We start from the raw sequence: 20589 nt of genomic DNA on the forward strand, positions 1-20589 counted from the left end.
CAGGAGCGGATGAGAGTTTTCCATCCGCTCCTGTTTTTATATCTGTCCAAAGATGGTGGCACTGTAAGGCATCAGCACGGCCTCGTGCTCATACACTCTTGCCGGGCCGCGCCACAGGCTGGACGAGATGCCGTCGCTCAGCATCTGCCAGCGCCCAACCGGCAGCGGCACGACCTTGCTGATCTCGGTGGGGTTATAGAACACGCACAGCGCCTGCCATGCTGCGCCGTCGCCCCACTGGGCGGGCAGCTGCCAGCCCACCAGCGGCTGCTCCAGTGAGAAAAAGTACAGGGCATCCGGCGCGTGGGGGTCGGTGCTGGAAAGCCGCGGAAACCTTGCCCGCAGCGCCAGCAGGCCGCGGTAGTAGTCCACCAGTGCATGGTATTTTTCGGCCCGCTCCCAGTCCAGCCGGTTCAGCGCAGGCGAAGAGCGGTAGCTGTTGCACTTCCCTTTTTTGGTGCGGGCAAACTCCTCGCCCGCCTGCAGGAAAGGCAGTCCGAAGCTGGTCAGGTAAATGCCCGCCGCCAGCCGGTTCTGGGCAAGGGCTGTGCTGTCTGCCGCCGTGAACTCCGGCTTTTCGTACCGCACCAGCAGCAGCTTGTCCCACAGGGTGAAGTTGTCGTGGGCGGAAACATAGCTCACGATCTGGCTGGGCGCGTGGGGCGGCAGACGGTCGCTGCGGCACCATGCCGCCACCGCGCCGCCGATGTCCCAGAAGCTGCCGGGCCTGCCCTCCACATAGCCCGGCTCCCGGGCGTTGAAGCAGCCGCCCTTGATGGTGTCGCGGGTGTCGTCGCAGAAGATGCCGATGCGATCGTTCAGCATGGCAAGATTCGCCTTGTTGGCCTCGTACCGGTGCAGCTGGCTGTCGCCGCCCTGCCACGGCTCGCCGTACATCAGGATATCCCGCCCGCCGGGCAGCGTATCCAGCGCGGCGCGCACCGCGTTGATGGTCTCCACGTCGTACAGACCCATCAGGTCGAACCGGAAGCCGTCGATGTGGTATTCCTGCGCCCAGTAGAGGATGGAATCGATCATATACCGCCGGGCCATGGGCCGCTCGCTGGCAAATTCGTTGCCGCAGCCGCTGCCGTTGGAAAAGCTGCCGTCCTCGTTCTGGCGGAAAAAGTAGCAGGGCACGGTGTCGTTCAGCGGGTTCTCATTGCGGTACATGTGGTTATACACCACATCCATCACCACACCGATGCCCGCCGCGTGCAGGGCTGCGATCATTTCCCTGCACTCCCGGATGCGCACCTCGCCGCGGGTGGGGTCGGTGGAATAGCTGCCTTCGGGCACATTGTAGTTGGTGGGGTCATAGCCCCAGTTGTACTGCCGCAGCAGCGGCTTTGCCTCGTCCACGCTGCCAAAGTCAAAAATGGGCATCAGCTGCACATACTTCACGCCCAGACGCCGGAGGTAGTTCAGGCAGGTGGGGTGGATGCCGTCCCCGTGCAGGGTGGTGCCCTGCTGGGTAAAGGCCATGAACTTGCCCCGCCATGCCGGGCGCACGCCGCTGGCAGCGTCCTGCGAGAAGTCGCGCACGCTCACCTCCCACACCGCGCGCTGCTCCGGCGGGATGACCGGACGCACATCCCGCTCCCACCCGGAGGGGGCGGTGCGGGCAAGATCTACGATCATGCTGCGGGTGCCGTTCACACCGGCAGCGCGGGCGTAAGGGTCGCCGGTCTGGCGCGAAATGCCATCCACTGTGACCGTATAGGTATAGTATCGTCCGTGCTGGTCGCCGGGCAGATAGATGCTCCACACCCCCTGCTGCCCCCGCTCCAGCGGCAGAGTGCCTATGGGCTCACCGCCGCTGCCTTTGCGGTAAAGGCTGACCTCCACCCTCTGCGCCGTGGGTGCCCACAGGCGCAGATGGGTACCGGAAACAGCATATTCCTGCCCCAGCGGGCCGGTGTAGGTGGTTTGAAGGTCAAAGGAGATGCTCTCGTACAGCGTTTTCAGTTCGGCGGGCGTTTTGACGGTCATAGTTTCTTCATTCCTTCTTGCAGATTTCCTATCAGATATAAGTGTAAACACCGGCGGTCTTTTTTGCAAGAGGGAATTGCAAAAGCTGTCCGGGTACACTATACTGGAAGAAAACGACAAAAACGGAGGGCAAACCATGGCATATACCGACGATTGGGAAAACCTTATGAACGGTGTGTTCGGCGCAGGGGGAAAGCCGCGCTTTGGCGGCACGGCTCAGCCGGAAAGCAAAACGCCAAAGGCCAAAGCGCCTGAAGTGCCGGATCTGAATGCGGCTCTGCTGGAAAACCAGAAGCAGCTGGATGCCCTGCTCAAAAAACAGAACGCCCAGCTGAAAACGCAGGACACTGCGGTGCAGTCTGCTCTGGAGGACAGCCGCCAGATGCTGCGGGATATGGAAGCGGACGGCCTGCTTGCCAAGGGCACTGCCGATGTGACCGCAGAGCACCTTGGCAGCTTTGAGGGCCTTGCCGCCGAGGTGAAAAAGACCGTTCTCGGGCAGGATGCCTTTGTGGACAGCGTGGTGCGTGCCATGCGCCGGCCCTTTGTGCTGGGCACCGAGCGCCCGGCAGCACGCAATGTGATCCTGCTGTGCGGCGGAGCCGGTACGGGGCGGCACTTTGCGCTGGCAGAGACCGCCCGCATCATGGCGGCGCGGGGCCTTTTGCAGAGCGACAAAACCGCGGTGGTGGACCTTGCCCTCTACCCCAATTCCGGTGCGGAAAGGCTGTTTTTGCAGGATCTGTATGCGGCCCTGCACGCCCCCGGGGAGATCGTGATCTTTGAGCATTACGAGAGCTGCCATGCGGCCTTCCTCAAGACCCTTGCAGACCTTGCTGTGAAGGGCAGCGCACCGCTTTCCAGCCGGTATCTGGTGAACAAGGAGGGCATCCTTGTGGATGCAGGCACGGCGCTGGCACCGGGCGCGGTGAGCAGTATCACGCCCTGCGGCAAGTACCTCATCTTCTTTTCCCGCAAGGGCCGGGACGCGCTGGCAGATAAGTTCGGTGCGCCCTTTGTGGCGGCGGTGGGCGATGTGTGCGCCACCAGCGCCTTTGCCCGCGGGGACCTTGCAGCGCTGGCGGCGCAGCAGCTGAATGCGCTGGCCCAGAAGGTGAGCGCACGCCTTGGCCTGACCCTCTCTGCCGGGGCCGATGTGCGGGACTATGTAGCCGCCCAGTGCTCTAAGGAAAAGGGTGCGGCGGGCCTTGCGGAATGCTGCGATAAAATGTTCCGCGCCCTGAGCGAATACTGCCTGCAGACTGATGCAAAGCTTACCGGCACCGTCACCCTGACCGCAAAGCCGGAGGGCGTGTGGTTCAGCCTGAACGACCAGCCCGAGCAGGAGCTGTCTGCCCTGCTGCCTGCCGAGTACACGGGGGCCGCAGAAGCGGTCCGCGCAGAGCTTGACGGTCTTGTGGGCCTTGGGGCGGTCAAGGAGTATGTGTTCGGTCTGGCGGATAACCTGCAGGTGCAGCAGCGCCGCGCGGCGGCAGGCTTCAAGACCGCCAGCCTTTCCATGCACATGATCTTCACCGGCAACCCGGGCACCGGCAAGACCACCATTGCCCGGCTGGTGGCAAAGTACCTCAAGGCCATCGGCGCGCTGAAGGGCGGCCAGCTGGTGGAAGTGACCCGCGCCGACCTTGTGGGCCGCTACACCGGCCACACCGCCCCGCTGACCAACAGCGTCATCGAGAGTGCGCTGGGAGGCGTGCTGTTCATCGACGAAGCCTACAGCCTCTACCGCGGCGAACAGGACAGCTTTGGTCTCGAAGCCATCGACACCCTTGTGAAGGGCATGGAGGATCACCGGGACGAACTGGTGGTCGTTCTGGCGGGCTACACCCGGGAGATGGAGGTGTTCCTTACCGCCAACAGCGGTCTTGCCAGCCGCTTCCCCAACAAGATCGAGTTCCCGGACTACACGGCAGACGAGCTGCTGGACATCACCAACGTGCTGGCAAAGGGCAAGGGCTACCGCCTTGCCGAGGGCTGTACCTTCCCGCTTTTGGGCTACTACAAGCGCCGTCAGGCGCTGGACAGCCGCACCGCCGGCAACGGCCGTCTTGCCCGCAACACGCTGGAAAAGGCCATCTTCCACCAGAGCCGCCGCCTTGTGGCAGAACCTGCCGCCGAGCTGGACCTGATTTTGCCCAGCGATCTGGAATTTGAGGAGTGAGAGATTCAGAATGGCCTCCGCTTCGCTCTGGCCATGCTCAGCGGAAGAATTATTTATAGGAACAGCAAACCCCGGCAGGCTGCGGCCTGCCGGGGTTTGCATTTTTCACGGATGGAGTCGTACCGGAAAGCAGCATCTGGCGCTCTGGCTCCACAGGGCAGGACGGTGCCGTGAAATTATTTCCTGCCGGAAACGCTGCATCTCCCGGTCCGGGCCTTCCCTGTGAAAAAAGGTTCCGGAAAAATCCGCAGATTTTTCCGGAACCTGATTATAAATATCATTTCATCTGATGATAGCCAGAGCGAAGCGGAGGCCATTTTAATCGTGCTGCTTCGCAAGGGCCTGCACCATATCGTGTATCCCCTTGCGCACCTCGGCGGGAGCCGTTACTTCCACCTTGCCGCCAAAGCCGCACACCCAGCCGTAGAACTGGGGGCTGACGCATACCGGCACATCAAAGTGGAAGTGGGTGCCGTCTTCTTCCGGAACAAAGACCGGTGCTTTGCCAAAGCGGTCGCGCATGGCGCTTTCTAGGTCGGCGGTGCAGCGCAGGGTGACCCGGTACTCCGGCCCGCCGAACATGTTGAAGTGCTTGCGCAGATAGGCGGGCAGGTCAAACTGGCGGAACTCGGCCTTGCCCCGGCGGGCATCGCCCAGCACCGTCACGGAAGACATGCGGTCCACGCGGTAGTTGCGGATGCCCGCAGGCTCTTTCTCGTCCTGATAAGCGATAAGGTAGTAGCAGCCGTTTTCCCATGCCAGCTGCCACGGGCTGACGGTGCGGGTGCCGCCGTCCTTGTAGCGGAACCGCACCATTCTGCCCGCATTGATGGCGCTGTGCAGCGCATCGATGCTGTAAAGCAGGGTGTGGCTGTCGCTTTTGGGGCGGCCATCCACGTACACCTGACGCTGCAGCTGGGTGCCCTCGTAGTCGGAGCAGAGGGCTTCCAGTTTATGGATGAGTTTACTGCTGGTGCGTGCCGACACAACCTTGCTGGCCTGTACGGCATCCACCAGCAGCTTCAGCTCAGAAAGCTCAAAGGTGCGGCTGGCCAGCCAGTAGCCGCCGCCGCGCCCGCGCCGCAGCTGGATGTCATACCCCAGACTGCGCAGGGTGTCGATATCGCTGTAGATGCTTTTGCGCTCGGCAAGAATGTCCTGCTGTTCCAGCAGCTCTACCAGCTGCGGTACATTGAGCAGGTGTTCTTCGTCGGTCTTTTGTTCCAGAATACGCAAAAGGGTCAAAAGCTTGGATTTCTGGCCTTCCTGCTTGGGCATGGGAGCACCTCCGGTTTATTCGGGCAGTTTTTTGTCGAACGCCGCGCGGCGCTGGGTGGAAAGACGGAACATCTCTTCCAGCTTATCCCGGTCGTCGGCCACAAGAGCAGAGCGCATTTCCTGCAGAGCGGCATCGAACTGGTCGATCTCGCTGATGAGGTTTTCCTTATTCCACAAAAACAGCTCGGCCCACATTTTATCGTTGATGCGTGCAATGCGGGTCAGGTCACGGAAGGAGTCGCCGGTGTACTCGCACAGTGAAGAGTTATCGTTGGCGCACATCAGGCTCACGGCGATGGCGTGGCACAGCTGGCTCACATAGCCGATCATCTTGTCGTGCTCCTGCACCGTCAGGGTGCAGATGTGGTGGAAGCCCAGCACTTCGGCCAGGTCCTTTGCCCACTGAATGGCTTCGGGCGTGTTCTTTTCCGTGGGAGTGATGATGAAGTTGGCCGGGGCAAAGTTCACCTCGGCGGCGTGCTCCACGCTGGAAGTCTCACGGCCTGCCATCGGGTGGCTGGCAATGAACTCCACGCCCGCCGGGCACATGGCCTGCACCGGCTCCACAAGGCCGGTCTTTACGCCGGAAACATCCGTAAAGATGCAGCCGGGCTTAAGCAGATGGCCGTAGGTGCGGAACCACTCGATGAGGGCCGTGGGGTACAGACCAAAGATGATGTGGTCGGCGCTGCTCACAAGGTCCTCAAAATCGTGGGTCTTGCCGCTGGCGATATAGCCGTGCTCTAGCGCGTACTGCAAATGCCCTTCGCTGCGGTTGATGCCGTCCACATGGAAACCGGCTTTCGTCAGTTCCAGCGCGTATTTGCCGCCCAGCAGGCCAAGGCCCACCACGAGATAACGTTTTGTTTTATCAAGCATATTCCACCTCCGCGCCCAAGGGCTTGATGGCTTCAAAGAAATTCGGCCAGCTTTTTGTAATGGCTTCGGCATCGTCCACGGTCAGGGGGATGCCCGTACTCAGGGCCAGCACCGCAAGGCTCATGACCACACGGTGGTCATTGTGCCCATGCAGAACACCTGCCGGAGCGTGCAGCCTGTTCGCGCAGCCGTGCACCGTAATGGTGCCGCCCTCGCTTTCCAGCACGCCGCCGCAGGCACGCAGCTCGGCCTCCATGGCAGCGATGCGGTCACTCTCCTTCAGGCGTAAACGCTCTGCGTTGCGGATGACTGTAGTGCCTTCGCACAGCAGGCCCAGCACCATGAGCACAGGGCCAAGGTCCGGGCAGTCCGCAAGGTCGATGTCCACCCCGTGCAGGGGGGCCTTTTCAAAAGAGATGCCCTCTGCCGTGCGGGTAAACACCGCGCCGCAGCGGCGCAGGATATCCAGAATGGCGGCATCGCCCTGCAGCGTTTCCGGGGCAAGGCCGGTGATGGTCACGCCGCCGCACGCGGCCCCCAGCACCGCCGGGAACGCGGCCTGACTGTAATCGCCCTCTACGGTATAATCGCAGGGGTGATAGTGCTGCCCGCCCGGGATGGCAAGAGTGTTTTCGTCCAGCCAATGGCTCTGCACACCGAAGGCTGCCTGCACAGAGCGGGTCATATCGATGTAGCTGCGGCTCTCCACCGGCGGGATGAGGTGCAGCGTGCTGTTGCCGGAAAGCAGCGGCAGAGCAAACAGCAGCCCACTGATGAACTGGCTGGATACATTGCCTGCAAGGCGGTATTCGCCGGGGGCCAGTGCCCCTTCCACGGTCAGCCCGGCAGCGCTCTGCTCAAACCGCAGGCCCTGCTCCCGGTACAGAGCTTCATACACCGACTGAGGCCGCTCCATCAGCCGCCCGCGGCCGGTGAAGGAAACTGCCTGTCCGGTCAGGCTGGCGATGGGGATGAGAAAGCGCAGGGTGCTGCCGCTCTCGCAGCAGTCCACCGGCGCGGCAAGGGGCACAAAATGCCCCAGCCCTTCCACCACAGCATCGTCTGCGCCGGTGCGCACACGGGCGCACAGCTGTGCCGCTGCGCCCAGCGTGGCAGAGATGTCCTTGCTGAATTCGAGGTTCGTGATATGGCTGCGGCCCTCGGCCAGTGCCGCGCAGAGCACAGCACGGTGGGCCATGCTCTTGCTGGGTGGGGCAGTGATGGTGCCGCCCACGGAACGCGCGTTCTGAATCGTTACCAGCATAGGCCGTTACATATCCCGGCCAATGGCCCATGCCACCTGACGGCACTTTGCCATGGCCTGTGCGAAGGAATCCGGGGTCAGGCACTGTGCGCCGTCGCTCCATGCGTGCTGAGGGTCGTAGTGGACCTCCACTTCCAGACCGTCGGCACCGGCGGCCACGGCAGCGATCATCATGGGCTCCACCAGATTGGCCTTGCCGGTGGCGTGGCTGGGGTCCACGATGATGGGCAGGTGGGTCTTTTCGTGGATGATGGGCACTGCAGAGAGATCGAGGGTGTTGCGGGTGTACTTCTCGAAGGTACGGATGCCGCGCTCGCACAGAATGACCTGCTCGTTGCCGCCGGCCATGATGTACTCGGCGCTCATGATCCACTCCTCAATGGTGTTGCACAGGCCGCGCTTGAGCAGCACGGGCTTGTGCATCTTGCCAACGGCCTTGAGCAGCTGGAAGTTCTGCATGTTGCGGGCACCGATCTGCACCACGTCCACGTACTCCTCAAACTCCGGGATACGGTCCTCGCTCATCAGCTCGGAGACGATGGGCATGCCGGTGGCCTCGCGGGCCTTTACCATATCCAGAATGCCCTCGGTCTCAAGGCCCTGGAAGGAGTAGGGAGAGGTGCGGGGCTTGTAGGCACCGCCGCGGAACAGGGTGGCACCGCCGGCCTTCACGCCCTGTGCAATGCGCAGAGCCTGCTCTGCGCCCTCGATGCTGCAGGGGCCTGCCATGACGGCGATCTTTTCCTTGCCGCCGATCTTCACGCCGCCGCAGTCGATCACGGAATCTGCCGGGTGGAACAGGCGGTTTGCACGCTTATAGGGCGCGGACACGCGGGTGACGTTGTCGATCCACGGGTTTGCCAGCACATCCCGTTCGTCGATCTTGGTGGTGTCGCCCACCAGACCGAACACGTTGTAGTCCTTGCCGGTGATCAGGGTCACGTCCAGACCCTGCTTCTCGAATTTGTCAACGATCTTTTCCAGTTCGTCCTTCGGAGTCCCTTTTTTGGTGGAGATGATCATGGGAGTTTGTTCCTTTCCTGTTTTATAAAACCCTCTCCGTCATCGCTACGCGATGCCACCTCCCCCGAGGGGGGAGGTTTTATGGCGTGCCCGGGGCAGAAAAGCTCCCCCCCTCGGGGGAGCTGTCGCCGCAGGCGACTGAGAGGGTTGTTTTTACATCACGATATGCGCCTTGCTGGAGCCGTCGGTGCGCAGCAACTGGGCCAGATAGATGCAGGCGTGCAGGTAGCCCTGCGGGCCTTCGCCGATGAAGTGGCCCTGACAGCCAAAGGACACCACGTCCGTCTTGCGGAAGGGCTCCCGCTCGTCCGGGGCGTGCAGCATCACTTCCACGGCGGGTACGCCGCACAGGCGCAGCGCATCCAGAATGGCCACGCTGTAGTGGGCGTAGGCACCAGGGTTCAGCACGATGCCGTCCACCCGGCCCGCTGCGGCCTGAATTTCGTCCACGAGGTCGCCCTCGTGGTTGGACTGGCAGCAGTCGGTCTCAATGCCCAGCTGTTCGCAGCCTGCCTGCACATAGTCCATGATGGCATTATAATCCAGCTCACCGGGTACGCCCGGCTCCGACCAGCGCATGATGTTGAGGTTCGGGCCGTTAAGAATCAAAAATTTCATCCAGTGCCTCCATGGCGGCATGCAGGGCGTCGTCCAGCGTGCCGTTGTTGGGAATGACGGCATCTGCCGCTGCCAGATACAGCGGACGGCGCTGTGCTTCCATCTGGCGCAGTGCGTCCATGCTGGAAGAAAGCGGCCTGCCGCCGCCCACGGCCAGCGCATCCACCGGCCGGTCGATGAACAGAATGATGCCGTTCTGGTGCAGAGCACGCAGATTCTCCGGCTTTTTTACAATGCCGCCGCCGCAGGAAATGAGCTGTCGGCCCTCTTTGCCAAAGCGCTGTGTTTCGGCAGTTTCCTTTGTGCGGAAGCCGTCCTCGCCCTCGGCTGCAAAGATATCCGGGATGCTGCGGCCATCGGTCTTTACGATCTCCTCATCCAGATCCACAAAGGTACGGCCAAGGCTCTTTGCCAGCATCCTGCCGAGGGTGGTCTTGCCGGAAGAGGGCATCCCGATCAGGGCAATGTTCAGCATATCCCGGCGCAGTGCGGCAGTGATGCGCCGAATTTCAACCGGCGCATCCTCAAACTTGCGGTCCAGAAAATATTCTGCGGCATACACCGCCTGCGCCACCAGCATTTCAAGGCCGCCCACAGCCACCGGCACGCCCGCTTCCTCGGCGCGGAGGATGAGCTCGGTCTTGTCGGGGTTGTACACCACATCCACTACAGCCTCGAGGTCCGGCATGGCGGCAACGTCCAGATTGCACACGCCTACATTGGGGTACATGCCCGCCGGGGTGGTGTTGATCACGATCTGCGCCCCGCTGGAAACGGCCTCTGCATAGCTCAGTTCGCCCTTTTCCGGGTCCGGATGGCGGCTGACGGTGAGCACCTTTGCCGCGCCCTTGTCCCGGGCCACAGCGCTGGTGGTGTTGTGGGTGCCGCCGGTGCCCAGAATAACCACCGTTTTGCCTGCAAAGCTCACGCCGTGGGCGTCGCACAGGTGGGCAAAGCCCATATAATCGGTGTTATAGCCGTAGAGCAGGCCGTTTTTGTTCACCACCGTGTTCACCGCCCCGATGGACTTGGCCCGCGGGTCGATGTAGGAGCAGTATTCCATCACCAGCTTTTTATAGGGGATGGTCACATTGATGGCCTTGAACTGCCGCTTTGCCAGAAAGGCCCGGGCCTCTTCCTCGGTGGGCAGAGGGCACAGGTCGTAGTGGTAGCCGCAGAGCATCTCGTGGATGATCTTGGAGTAGGAGTGGCCGAGTTTTGCGCCGATGAGTCCGTATTCCATTTTACTCGTCCTCCTTCCGGAAGCTGGTGGGGTGGGTCATCCAAGCCTCGCCGTAGCGTGCCGTGAGCAGGTCGCCCACAGCCAGTGCGGCGGCGCAGGTCTGCACGATGGCGGCTCTGGGCACGATGCAGGGGTCGTGACGGCCCTGAATGGACAGCTGTGCGTCCTTTTTGGCAAGATAGTCTACTGTATCCTGCTGCTTGTAGATGCTGGGTGTGGGTTTGACCACGGTGCGGAACACCACCGGCATCCCGTTGGCGATGCCGCCGTTGATGCCCGCATTGTGGTTGGTGGCGGTCACCACCGCACCCTCCGGTGTCATGCGGAAGGCGTCGTTTGCTTCGGAGCCGCGCATTCCGGCAAAGCCGAAGCCGGTGCCGAACTCGATGCCCTTGACGGCGGGGACGGAGAACGCCAGATGTGCGATCTCGCTTTCCACGCTGTCAAAATAGGGCTCACCGATGCCTGCCGGCAGGCCGAGGATGGCGGTTTCCAGCATCCCGCCCACGCTGTCGCCCTCCGCACCGGCGGCACGGATGGCGGCTTTCATGGGTTCTTCTACGGTTTCATCCAGCACCGCAAAGCCCTCGGGCTTGCTGGCAAGGGCTTCCACCTGCGCAGCCAGCTGTGCGGCATCATCCTGTGCAAAGCGGGTGTCCGCAATGCCAGCGCACTCTGCGATATGGGTGGTGATGTCGATGCCCGCACGGCGCAGTGCGCTCAGCACAATGGCACCGCCCGCCACAAGGGCGGCCGTCACCCGGCCGGAGAAGTGCCCGCCGCCGCGCGCATCCTGAAAGCCGTGGTACTTGGCGTAGGCGGTGTAGTCTGCATGGCCGGGGCGCAGAAGGTCTGCGGTCTTGGCGTAATCGCCGCTGCGGGTGTTGGTATTTTCGATCATCAGAGCAATGGCGGTGCCGGTGGTGCGGCCGTTCACCACGCCGGACAGCAGCTGCACGGCATCTGCCTCCACCCGGGGAGTGGACAGGCCGTCGCCCCGGGCGCGGCGCTTGTCCATGCAGGCGGCAAGAAATGCCTCGTCCACCGGCAGGCCTGCGGCCATGCCGTCCAACACCGCGCCGATGGCGCGGCCGTGGCTCTCGCCGAAAATGGTCAGCGAAAGGTCGCTGCCGAATGTATTTTTCATGGCTTACTCCTCAATGCCCAGCAGGGGACGCAGGCCCTCCACCGGGATGGTCTCGGCGCGCCAGCAGCCCAGACCCGGCACCTTGATAATGGTGATCTGGCCGCTCTGTGCCTTTTTGTCGTGCAGCATTTCAGCCAGCACCTTTTCCTTATCGTAAGTAGTGCGGGTGGGCAGGCCGAGGCGGCGGTACACCGCGCGCACCCGCTTCTGCAGTGCCTTGGATTCGATCATGGGCAGCATGCCCAGCGCCACGCACTCGCCGTGGTAAAGGCCCACGGTGCGGCGGCCCTTGATGCCCTTGACGGCCTCGATGCCGTGGCCGATGGTGTGGCCGAAGTTGAGCGCCTTGCGCATGCCCTGCTCAGTCTCGTCCTGCTCCACGATGTTCTTCTTGAACCGCAGGCTGCGGCAGATAATCTCGCCGATCTGGGCATCCACGTCGCCATTTTCAAAGATCGCGAACAGCTCGGGGTCTGCCAGCAGGCTTGCCTTGACGGCTTCTGCCAGACCGTTGATGAAGTGGCGGCGGGGCAGGGTGGCAAGGGTGTCCGGATCCACGATGACGAGCTTGGGCTGCCAGAAAGCGCCCACGATGTTTTTGGTATCGCCCAGATCCACGGCGGTCTTGCCGCCGATGGAGGAATCAATCATGGAAAGGGTGGTGGTGGGGCAGTTGATGAAGTCGATGCCCCGCATGTAGATGGAAGCGGCAAAACCGGCCAGATCGCCCACCACGCCGCCGCCCACGGCGATCACCAGATCGCCGCGGCCCATGCCGAACTCCAGCATCTGCTTGAGGACGGATTCCAGAATTTTAAAGCTCTTGCTGGCTTCGCCCTGCGGCACCGTGATGATGTGGGCATCCTTGCACTGGTCGGCCACCATCTGGGCGTACTGTGCGGGCACACCGCTGTCGGTCACAACGGCCACACGGCGGTCCAGCCGGGCGAACTGGTACAGGTTTTCCAGCGAGCCGCTCTTGACGATGATGTCATAGCTGCGCTCGCCCAGATTCATGGTCAGCTTGGTTCCGATAAATTCACTCATTTGGTATACACTCCTAACAGCCGCACGGTACGGCAGGTGCGGTCAAGCTCACGCAGCAGCGCGGCGGTCTCGTCGGCGGTGGGGTCGCCCACCAGCTCCACGTAAAAATAATATTCAAACGGCACATGAGGCATGGGCCGGCTCTTGATGGACTCCATATTGAAGCCGCTGGCACCGATGATCTGGATCACCTCGCCCAGCTTGCCGGGTTTGTTGTCCACCGTGAACAGCAGCGAGAACCGGTTGCCGCCGGTAGGCTTTTCGCGGCTGAGCACGATAAAGCGGGTGGTGTTGTCGCCGTCGGTGTTGATGCTGGGCACCAGCACCTCCAGCCCGTACAGTGCCGCCGTCTCCACGCTTGCAATGGCCGCTTTGGAGGAGTCGCCGCTTTCGGCCACGAACTTTGCGGCCATGGCGGTGTTGGCCATGGCGGTGGCGGGCAGGCCGAACTGCCTTAAAAAGGTCTCGCTCTGGGCGATGGCCTGCTGGTGGCTGTAGACGCTTTTGATCTGGTCGAGTTTTGTGCCCGGCAGCACCAGAAGATTCTGGGAGATGGGCAGATCGTACACATCCACCACCCACAGCGCCGGATGGTTATAGCACAGATCCAGCACGGCGGAAACATCGCCCGCATGGCTGTTCTCAAAGGGAACGACGCCCCGGGCAGCATCGCCGCGTTCCACCGCGTCAAACACCTCGTCCCAGGTGGGGTAGCTCACAGCCTCGGCGTGGGGGAACAGCGCCCGGAGGGCAATGTGGGCAAAAGCGCCCTCCACGCCCTGATAGGCGGCGCGGTTTTGGCCCAGCACCACGGCTTCGTACTGCTTTGCCACGTCCATCAGGTTCTGCACGTGGTCTTTATAGTAGGGCCGCAGGGCCGGGTCCTGAATGCGGGCCGCAGCCTTTTCCAGCACTGCCGTCTCGCGGGCGGCATCGTAAACGGGCAGGCCATGGGCTCTTTTGTATTCGGCCACCTGCAGCACAGCAGCCATCCGCCGCTCAAACAGCGCAGCCAGCTGGGCATCCACCGTGTCGATCTCGGCGCGTGCCTGTTCCAGTGCGTCCATGGGTTCACATCCTTTTGCATGTATGATAAATACCATCAAGATAATAGATACCCAGTAAGTATACCATAACTGGGACGGAGAAACAACAAAACCTCCGGCGTTTCAAAGGGGAGAATATTTCAAATCAGATATGTGTAAAAAGAACAAAATAGAAAACGAACTCCCTCAGTCAAACCCTTGCGGGTTTGCCAGCTCCCTCAAAGAGGGAGCCTTTGACAAAGCGGAAAAGTTTCCGGTTCTGCCAAAGGCCCCATCCCCGAGGGGGCTGTCGCCGAAGGCGACTGGGGGAGTTTTATTTGAATATTATCTGTTTTTCAGCAGTTCTTCCCTGCTGCGGGCTTTGCCGTAATATCTCCCGTAGGGATTGTCCAGCGCCGCCGCAAGGGAGACCGGATTTTCCGGCTGTGGCTTTACCACCGGTTTTGCCGTCCGGTCAAAGCGGAGCTGTGCGGCGGGCCCGCCGCGCGTTATCCGGAACCGCATGGCTCACCCCTCGGCCCCGGCGGTGGAAACAGCCCCGGCGGTCAGGGCACTCCAGAGCGCCTCACCGCCAGCCAGCAGGTCGGCGGTATCTTTGTTCCATGCACCGCGGATGCCGATGTAGTACCGGCTGAGCAGCTCCTGACTGGAGCCGCTTTCGCTCTGCACAGCATCAGAAGCGTAATCGCCCAGATCAAGGCCCGCCAGCACCGGGCAGTCGGTCCAGCGGTAGACCATGTTCCACCAGTCACTGTCTGCGTCGGACTGCGGCAGGCTGCCGTCGAGGTAGCGCAGGGTGCCGGTGGTCTGCTGGAACCCGGCTGGGTCGTACAGGATGAAGATGGAACTCAGCGCGCCCTGAATGTCGGTGGAAAGCTTGGTGGTGCCTGCCATGTCAAGGTAGGCGTCCGAGTCCTCGTTGCCAAAGTCCATGGTGTAGAGGTTCAGCTTTACCACCACCTTGCCGTCACCGTTCCGGTCTTCGCCGTAGGCGGCAAGGGCGTCCTGCAGGGCGGTCTGGGTGGCTTCCGGCAGGTAGTGGGGGGCCACCACGGCCACGTTATAGTCTGCATGGACGGTAAAGAAATACTGCCCGATGAAGTTGTAGCCGAAAAACACCACGATGATGCCGATGATGATGACCCACTTGAGGTTATAATCCCACCAGTTGGCCCAGCGTTCCTTGCGGGTGTACTGGCGCTGTTTGCGGGGCTGGAGGTCTTTGGGGTCGATATCGCGTTCGTAACGGTAGCTTGCCATGGGGCAGTTCCCTCCAAGTTCTGATTTACAGCTGTGCCAGAATGGCCTGACGCACAGCGTCCGGCAGCTGCTTCTGCTCGGCCTTGCTCATGCCTGCAGTCCGGATGGGCGGCAGCACCTTGATATGCACGCTGCCCGGATGGCACAGGTTGCCATTGTTCTCAAACAGGGCACGTGCACCGGTAATGGCCACCGGAATCACCGGTGCGCCGGTCTTGACGGCAATGCGGAATGCACCGGCCTTGAACTCACCGGCACCGCCCTCTTCTCCCTTGTAGCGGGTGCCCTCCGGGAAAATGACGAAGCTCTTGCCGCTCTCCACAATGGCAGTGGCATCGTTCAGGGCGCGCACGGATGCCCGCAGGTCGTCGCGCTGCACGAACACGCAGCCCAGCAGCTTCATCCAGCGGTTCAGCAGCGGGATCTTTTCCAGTTCTTCCTTGGCAAGGATGCCGTGGGGCTTATCCAGACTGGCCAGCAAAAGCGGGATGTCGTAGTAGCTGCGGTGGTTGCCCACGAACACGCAGGCCGTATCTTTGGGGATATTCTCAAGGCCCTCCACGCTCAGGGAAACGCCGGTCACCTTTAAAATGCCCCGGCTCCAGTGCGGGATATGCTTGTTGACAAGCTCTTCCACCAGCTGCATGTCGCCTGCAGCCAGAGCGCGTTCCGCCCGGCGCAGCACGCCATAATGGACGATCATATAACCAAATAAGTAAATAAACATCGCAATCGTGCGAAAAATGCTCATTGCGTTTTCCTCCCTCCGGCAAAATATGCCATTGTCATTGTATCACACTTTTTGTAAAAAGGGGAGAAATAACACTTTTTTTACAAATCGGAGGATCTGCGGTCTTGCAAAATTGACAAAATGCGGGTATATTTATAGTTGTAAAGCCAGCACAATGGCACTTTCTGCACGAAATGCTTTCTGCCGGCCCAATGGATGAAGAGAGAGGTACCATACGAACATGGGTTTATTTCCTTCCGCAAATGACTTCAAGGCCGGTAAGGGCGTTGAAAAGGATGCTCCCCGCAAGACCGGCGTGGGCCGTTTTTTTGAGCTTGTGGGCCGTGATATGAACGGCATGTTCCTTGCAAACCTGCTGGCCTGCATCGGCTTTCTGCCGGTGATCTGTCTGGTGTACATCGGCTTTCTGGCAAACAGCCTGCCTGTCATGCTGGCAAGCGCGGTGGTAGGCGGCATTCTGGCCGGGCCTGCGCTGGCCGGCATGTACGATACCGTGCTGCGTGCCCTGCGTGACGAAGCCGGTTACTGGTGGGTGACCTATCGCCGTGCCTTCAAGCGCAACTTCAAGGCCAGCATTGCGCCGGGCATCTTCTACTGTGTGGTGGTCACGGCGCAGATCTTCCTTGTGTATTTCTGCTTCAATATGCTGAGCAAGGGCACCAATGTGGGCGTGCCGCTGTGGGTGGCCACGGTGCTGAACCTGCTCATCTTCCAGATGCTGTTCGCCTACATGTGGCCGCAGGTGGTGCTGCTGGATCAGCCCTTCAGCCTGACCGTGAAAAACAGCATCAACTGCATGATCGCGTTCCTGCCCCACGCACTGGCGGCGGCCATCGTGCAGATCCTGTTCTGGGGCGTGGTGATCCTGTGCATGCCGCTGGGCCTGCTGCTCATGCTGATCTTCGGCTTCTGGTTCGTGACCGAAGTATCCTGCCAGATCATCTACGGCGATATTGAAAAGGTGTTCCACATTGAGGAGAGCATCCGCAAAATGAAGGATGCCGAGCTGGAAGCCGCTCTCCAAGAGGATTACGGCGAAAGAACCGACGACACCGAAGAGTAAATTTGAACTTCCGCAAAGGAGGGGTGCTCCATGGAACAACGGAATAATCTGGTTTTGCAGGGCACCGAGACCTTCTCCCGCGGGCAGCTGGACAATGTGGCACTGGACGGCGGTGCACTGGTGCTGGACAGCGTGGCGGGCCGCTGCCTGCAATACGGCAGCTACACCACGCCGGAATTTGCCATGCCGGCCTTCTGCAACCTGAATGTCAGCTGGAACGCCTTTGCGCCCCACAACACCATGGTGGAGGTGCGCTGCCGGGTATATGCCGGAGGAAACTGGACCGGCTGGATGAGCTTTGGCAAGTGGGCGCCGGGCTACCCCCGCTGCAGCTGCAATTCCCAGAGTGACGACGGCATGATCTTCCTCATGGGCGATACCGTGACCGTGGCAACGCCCGGCGGCGGCACCGGCGTGCAGCTGCAGGTGAACCTTTCCACCAACGATGACAAGGTCTCGCCCGCAGTGCGCCTGCTGGCCGCGGCAGTGCGGCCGCTGGCGTGGGAAAAGCACAACGGCCACCCGCTGAACCGGCAGCTCTATCTGCCGGAATACTGCCTTTCCGCCCACGATCCCAGCTTTGGCCGCACCATGGATCTGCCGCTGGTCATGGCGGCACTGATGAACTGCTGGGGCGAGGATGTCCTGCCCGAAGAAGTGGCCTATGTGATGGAGGACATGGCCCACAGCACCACCGCCAATGCGGCCTTTGCGGCTGCTGCCGCCGGCTGCTGCGGCTACCCCTGCTGGCAGGCATGGATGGACCTTGCCGACCTGCGTGCCCAGATCCACGATGACTGCTGTGTGGCAGTGCAGGTGGAGCGGCGCATCCGCGGCCAGCGGGACCCGGTGCGGGTCTGGATGGGCCTGCGCGGCTTTGGCCACGACGATGCCGTAATGGCAGATTATGTGCTGCTGAACGACCCCACCGCAGATTCCAACGGCGCAGTGAACTGCACCATGGCACTGGTGGACTTTATGCGTTACTTTACCGGGCGCGCCATCGCCCTGCGGGCAAAACCCCGCGATGTTGCCGCCAACCGTCCGCTGCGGATGCGCTGCGAGCTGGTGCCCGGCGAGACGGCAGACGTTTATTATTTTGAGCAGCGCGGCGTGAAGGACCCGCTGCCGGAAGGCTTTTCCGGCTGGGTGGCCTGTGCGTGCCACGACGGTGTGGCCCACGCCACCACCGCCCACCGCAGCTTCTGCCGGATGGAGCGCACGCCGGAGGGCGGCATCCGCTTCCCGGAAAAGATCGTGGCCGCAGGCTGCCGCTGCAGCGTGTATGCAGTGGACCAGACCGGTGCCATGCGCGTGGCGGAGGTGCGGCTGCCAAAGCCGCGCCCCACGCCGGAGCAACCTGTTTCCCAGGCACAGGAAAAGCCGGCGGAATGACCGGCCCGACCCAAAGCCTTTGGGCTATAGATCAAGACATAGGAGGAACACATTATGGCAAAGACGATCATCACTTTGGGACGTGAATACTGCACGGGCGGCCGCTACATCGCTGAAGATGTGGCAAATGCGCTGGGCATCAAGCTTTACGACAAAGAGCTGATTACCATGGCAGCAAAGCACTCCGGTCTTTCGGAAGAAGCTGTTGCCGCCAGTGAAAAACGGCATACTCACAGCCTGCTGTACAGTCTGTACACCATGGGCAATGAGCTGCCGCTGGGCGATCAGGTGTTCATTCTTCAGAGCCGCATCATCAAGCAGCTGGCCGAGGAAGGCCCCTGCGTGATCCTGGGCCGCTGCGGCGACTATGTGCTGCGTGAGCGCAAGGATGTGCTGCGCGTGTTCGTGTACGCCCCCAAGGAGTGGCGGCTGGAATACGCAAAGACCAATCCTCTGGTCAAGGCCAAGGACGAAAAGGGCATCAAGGACGAGGTGGAAAAGACCGACCGCAACCGTTCTGCCTACTACAACTACTACACCCAGAACCGCTGGGGTGATGCCCACAACTATGATCTGGCCATCAACGCTGCTCTGGGCCGCGAGACCTGCGTGAAGATGATCCTGGACGCAGCCGCCGCCAAGGAGAAGAACCTTGGCTGACCGCCCGGGCACTTCAAAATAAAACAACGATGATTCGTGGGTAGGGTGCTTTTGCACCCTGCCCACGTTTCGGGCAACGGCGACTGTTTTACTCCTTCAGTCACGGCTCCCGCCGTGCCAGCTCCCTCGAAGAGGGAGCCTTTGGCAGTATGATGGAGTTCCTGATTTTGCCAATGCCTCCCTCATTGAGAAAGACTTCCCCCGGCCGGGGGAAGATGTCACGCAAGTGACAAAAAGGGGAGCGGTGGCATCGCGCAGCGATGACGGAAGGAGTTATTTGGCAGCGGCCTTGCCATATTCCCTGTAACCTCAACATCAAAAGGAGCAAACGTGGAAACAAAGCAACCCCAAACCTCTCCCGCCCAAACGCGGGAAAACATTATGGGCACCATGGAGATCAACCCTCTGCTGGTCAAGCTGAGCGTGCCCATGATGATCTCCATGCTGGTGCAGGCGCTTTACAACGTGGTGGACTCGGTGTTCGTGTCCCATGTGAGTGAAAGCGCCCTCACCGCTGTGTCCCTCGCCTTCTCGCTGCAGAATGTGATGATCGCTGTGGGCGTGGGCACCGGCGTAGGCGTGAACGCCATGCTGTCCAAAAGTCTGGGCGAAAAGAACCAGAGCCGCGCCAATGCCACGGCGAAAAACGGCATCTTTCTTTCGCTGTGCAGCTTCGTGGTGTTCCTCGTCATTGGCCTTACCTGCATGAAGCCCTATTTTTATGCACAGACCAGTGATGCGGCTATTGCGCAGCAGGGCATCCAGTATCTTTCGGTGTGCTGCATCTTCAGTCTGGGCCTTTTCACCCAGACCATGGGCGAAAAGCTGCTGGCCGCTACCGGCCGCACCTACCTGAGCATGATCAGTCAGCTGGTGGGTGCCGTGGTGAACATCATTCTGGACCCCATTTTCATCTTTGGCTACTGCGGTGAGGCCCTCAGTGGTACCACCGGCGCAGCTGTGGCAACGGTCATCGGCCAGTTCTGCGGCGCAGGCATGACCCTGTTCTTCAACCTGAACAAAAACCCAGATATCCAGATCAGCTTCAAGGGCTTCCGCCCCAGTGCCAAGGCCATTGGCCGCATCTACACGGTGGGCCTGCCCAGCATTGCCATGCAGTGCGTGGGCAGCCTGATGACCTTTGGCATGAACCTGATCCTCATGAGCTTCTCGGCCACGGCGGTGGCGGTGTTCGGTGTGTACTTCAAGCTGCAGAGCTTCGTGTTCATGCCCATCTTTGGCTTGAACAACGGCATGGTGCCCATCATCAGCTACAACTACGGTGCCCGCAGACCGGACCGCGTGAAAAAAACCATCAAGCTGGCAGTCTGCTATGCCGAGTGCATCATGCTCATTGGTTTCTGCATCTTCCAGTTCGCGCCGGATAAGGTGCTGGGCATCTTTGCGGCCAGTGATGCCATGCTGGCCATTGGCATCCCGGCCATGCGCATCATCTGCCTGCATTTCCTGCTGGCGGGTGCCAGCATCGTGCTCAGCTCGGTGTTTCAGGCACTGGGCAACGGTGTGTTCAGCCTGATCGTTTCGGTCTGCCGTCAGCTGTTCGTGCTGCTGCCGGCCGCATGGCTGCTGGCACAGACCGGCAATGTCAACAATGTCTGGTGGGCCTTCCTCATCGCTGAGATCGTCAGTGTCCTGCTGAGCCTTGGCTTCTACGCCCGCATCAACAAAAACATCATTGCCCCCATGTATTCCCCTGCCGAATGAGGGGCGTGAAAAACTG

Annotated in this window: 18 protein-coding genes; 5 read left to right on the forward strand and 13 right to left on the reverse strand. The window is 61.1% G+C overall.

What is annotated here, in order from left to right; translation table 11 throughout:
• Positions 1 to 36: 36 nt before the first annotated feature.
• Positions 37 to 1992, reverse strand: coding sequence for a type I pullulanase (gene pulA, locus WMO17_RS05800; protein WP_349137633.1), 1956 nt, complete (start codon positions 1990 to 1992; stop codon positions 37 to 39).
• A gap of 136 nt (positions 1993 to 2128) precedes the next feature.
• Between pulA and WMO17_RS05805 the strand changes: the two genes are divergently transcribed.
• Entirely contained in the window at positions 2129 to 4174 is a 2046-nt protein-coding gene (locus WMO17_RS05805; protein WP_349137634.1) for an AAA family ATPase, read from the forward strand.
• A gap of 318 nt (positions 4175 to 4492) precedes the next feature.
• Here the strand turns inward: WMO17_RS05805 and WMO17_RS05810 are convergent, their stop codons facing one another.
• From WMO17_RS05810 to WMO17_RS05865, 12 genes are all read right to left on the reverse strand, one after another.
• On the reverse strand, positions 4493 to 5452 hold the full coding sequence (locus tag WMO17_RS05810; RefSeq protein ID WP_349137635.1) for a helix-turn-helix transcriptional regulator: 960 nt from the start codon (positions 5450 to 5452) through the stop codon (positions 4493 to 4495).
• Between the two features lie 15 nt (positions 5453 to 5467).
• Positions 5468 to 6331, reverse strand: coding sequence for a prephenate dehydrogenase (locus WMO17_RS05815; protein WP_349137636.1), 864 nt, complete (start codon positions 6329 to 6331; stop codon positions 5468 to 5470).
• On the reverse strand, positions 6324 to 7595 hold the full coding sequence (aroA, locus tag WMO17_RS05820; protein WP_349137637.1) for a 3-phosphoshikimate 1-carboxyvinyltransferase: 1272 nt from the start codon (positions 7593 to 7595) through the stop codon (positions 6324 to 6326). The genes WMO17_RS05815 and aroA overlap by 8 nt, the downstream gene beginning before the upstream one ends.
• Positions 7596 to 7601: 6 nt before the next feature.
• Complete coding sequence (aroF, locus tag WMO17_RS05825) at positions 7602 to 8618, reverse strand: 3-deoxy-7-phosphoheptulonate synthase (RefSeq protein WP_097781196.1); 1017 nt, start codon at positions 8616 to 8618, stop codon at positions 7602 to 7604.
• A 153-nt stretch (positions 8619 to 8771) separates the two neighbouring features.
• Entirely contained in the window at positions 8772 to 9236 is a 465-nt protein-coding gene (locus WMO17_RS05830; protein WP_097774636.1) for a type II 3-dehydroquinate dehydratase, read from the reverse strand.
• Positions 9217 to 10479 carry a shikimate kinase gene (locus WMO17_RS05835; protein ID WP_349137638.1) on the reverse strand — a complete coding sequence of 421 codons (1263 nt, stop codon included), beginning with the start codon at positions 10477 to 10479 and terminating at the stop codon, positions 9217 to 9219. Before WMO17_RS05835 ends, WMO17_RS05830 begins: the two co-directional genes overlap by 20 nt.
• Before the next feature lies 1 nt (position 10480).
• A complete protein-coding gene (gene aroC / locus WMO17_RS05840) occupies positions 10481 to 11626 on the reverse strand; it encodes a chorismate synthase (protein ID WP_349137639.1) in 1146 nt (381 codons plus the stop codon).
• Positions 11627 to 11629: 3 nt separating this feature from the next.
• Positions 11630 to 12673 (reverse strand): 3-dehydroquinate synthase, encoded by a 1044-nt coding sequence (gene aroB / locus WMO17_RS05845; protein ID WP_097774639.1) that lies wholly within the window; start codon positions 12671 to 12673, stop codon positions 11630 to 11632.
• Positions 12670 to 13740, reverse strand: a complete 1071-nt coding sequence (locus WMO17_RS05850) for a bifunctional chorismate mutase/prephenate dehydratase (protein WP_120020030.1) — start codon at positions 13738 to 13740, stop codon at positions 12670 to 12672. The genes aroB and WMO17_RS05850 overlap by 4 nt, the downstream gene beginning before the upstream one ends.
• Before the next feature lie 303 nt (positions 13741 to 14043).
• A complete protein-coding gene (locus WMO17_RS05855; protein WP_349137640.1) occupies positions 14044 to 14223 on the reverse strand; it encodes a hypothetical protein in 180 nt (59 codons plus the stop codon).
• A gap of 3 nt (positions 14224 to 14226) precedes the next feature.
• A complete protein-coding gene (locus WMO17_RS05860; RefSeq protein ID WP_349137641.1) occupies positions 14227 to 14979 on the reverse strand; it encodes a hypothetical protein in 753 nt (250 codons plus the stop codon).
• Positions 14980 to 15004: 25 nt separating this feature from the next.
• Entirely contained in the window at positions 15005 to 15730 is a 726-nt protein-coding gene (locus WMO17_RS05865; RefSeq protein ID WP_349137642.1) for a lysophospholipid acyltransferase family protein, read from the reverse strand.
• A 220-nt stretch (positions 15731 to 15950) separates the two neighbouring features.
• On the opposite strand from WMO17_RS05865, the gene WMO17_RS05870 reads away from it, so the two are divergent.
• The 4 genes from WMO17_RS05870 (at position 15951) to WMO17_RS05885 (ending at position 20573) form a co-directional block, all read left to right on the forward strand.
• Positions 15951 to 16793: a DUF624 domain-containing protein gene (locus tag WMO17_RS05870; RefSeq protein ID WP_097781200.1), complete on the forward strand. Its 843-nt coding sequence runs from the start codon at positions 15951 to 15953 to the stop codon at positions 16791 to 16793.
• 30 nt (positions 16794 to 16823) lie between these two features.
• Positions 16824 to 18188 (forward strand): hypothetical protein, encoded by a 1365-nt coding sequence (locus WMO17_RS05875; protein WP_338427705.1) that lies wholly within the window; start codon positions 16824 to 16826, stop codon positions 18186 to 18188.
• Between the two features lie 54 nt (positions 18189 to 18242).
• Positions 18243 to 18848, forward strand: a complete 606-nt coding sequence (locus tag WMO17_RS05880; RefSeq protein ID WP_097774644.1) for a cytidylate kinase-like family protein — start codon at positions 18243 to 18245, stop codon at positions 18846 to 18848.
• Positions 18849 to 19229: 381 nt separating this feature from the next.
• The gene (locus WMO17_RS05885) at positions 19230 to 20573 is read left to right on the forward strand and encodes an MATE family efflux transporter (RefSeq protein WP_349137643.1); all 1344 of its coding nucleotides are present in this window, start codon (positions 19230 to 19232) and stop codon (positions 20571 to 20573) included.
• Positions 20574 to 20589 lie beyond the last annotated feature (16 nt).

This window comes from Faecalibacterium faecis (genome assembly GCF_040096475.1).
Lineage (GTDB): Bacteria > Bacillota > Clostridia > Oscillospirales > Ruminococcaceae > Faecalibacterium > Faecalibacterium taiwanense.

What these genes read in the sequence shown, in the direction of transcription:
- pulA (WP_349137633.1), bottom strand. Translation starts at nt 1,992, where the DNA reads ATGACCGTCAAAACGCCCGCCGAACTGAAAACGCTGTACGAGAGCATC.
- WMO17_RS05835 (WP_349137638.1), bottom strand. Translation starts at nt 10,479, where the DNA reads ATGGAATACGGACTCATCGGCGCAAAACTCGGCCACTCCTACTCCAAG.
- WMO17_RS05885 (WP_349137643.1), top strand. Translation starts at nt 19,230, where the DNA reads ATGGGCACCATGGAGATCAACCCTCTGCTGGTCAAGCTGAGCGTGCCC.
- WMO17_RS05870 (WP_097781200.1), top strand. Translation starts at nt 15,951, where the DNA reads ATGGGTTTATTTCCTTCCGCAAATGACTTCAAGGCCGGTAAGGGCGTT.
- aroC (WP_349137639.1), bottom strand. Translation starts at nt 11,626, where the DNA reads ATGAAAAATACATTCGGCAGCGACCTTTCGCTGACCATTTTCGGCGAG.
- WMO17_RS05865 (WP_349137642.1), bottom strand. Translation starts at nt 15,730, where the DNA reads ATGAGCATTTTTCGCACGATTGCGATGTTTATTTACTTATTTGGTTAT.
- WMO17_RS05850 (WP_120020030.1), bottom strand. Translation starts at nt 13,740, where the DNA reads ATGGACGCACTGGAACAGGCACGCGCCGAGATCGACACGGTGGATGCC.
- aroB (WP_097774639.1), bottom strand. Translation starts at nt 12,673, where the DNA reads ATGAGTGAATTTATCGGAACCAAGCTGACCATGAATCTGGGCGAGCGC.
- aroF (WP_097781196.1), bottom strand. Translation starts at nt 8,618, where the DNA reads ATGATCATCTCCACCAAAAAAGGGACTCCGAAGGACGAACTGGAAAAG.
- WMO17_RS05875 (WP_338427705.1), top strand. Translation starts at nt 16,824, where the DNA reads ATGGAACAACGGAATAATCTGGTTTTGCAGGGCACCGAGACCTTCTCC.
- aroA (WP_349137637.1), bottom strand. Translation starts at nt 7,595, where the DNA reads ATGCTGGTAACGATTCAGAACGCGCGTTCCGTGGGCGGCACCATCACT.
- WMO17_RS05805 (WP_349137634.1), top strand. Translation starts at nt 2,129, where the DNA reads ATGGCATATACCGACGATTGGGAAAACCTTATGAACGGTGTGTTCGGC.
- WMO17_RS05810 (WP_349137635.1), bottom strand. Translation starts at nt 5,452, where the DNA reads ATGCCCAAGCAGGAAGGCCAGAAATCCAAGCTTTTGACCCTTTTGCGT.
- WMO17_RS05860 (WP_349137641.1), bottom strand. Translation starts at nt 14,979, where the DNA reads ATGGCAAGCTACCGTTACGAACGCGATATCGACCCCAAAGACCTCCAG.
- WMO17_RS05815 (WP_349137636.1), bottom strand. Translation starts at nt 6,331, where the DNA reads ATGCTTGATAAAACAAAACGTTATCTCGTGGTGGGCCTTGGCCTGCTG.
- WMO17_RS05880 (WP_097774644.1), top strand. Translation starts at nt 18,243, where the DNA reads ATGGCAAAGACGATCATCACTTTGGGACGTGAATACTGCACGGGCGGC.
- WMO17_RS05855 (WP_349137640.1), bottom strand. Translation starts at nt 14,223, where the DNA reads ATGCGGTTCCGGATAACGCGCGGCGGGCCCGCCGCACAGCTCCGCTTT.
- WMO17_RS05830 (WP_097774636.1), bottom strand. Translation starts at nt 9,236, where the DNA reads ATGAAATTTTTGATTCTTAACGGCCCGAACCTCAACATCATGCGCTGG.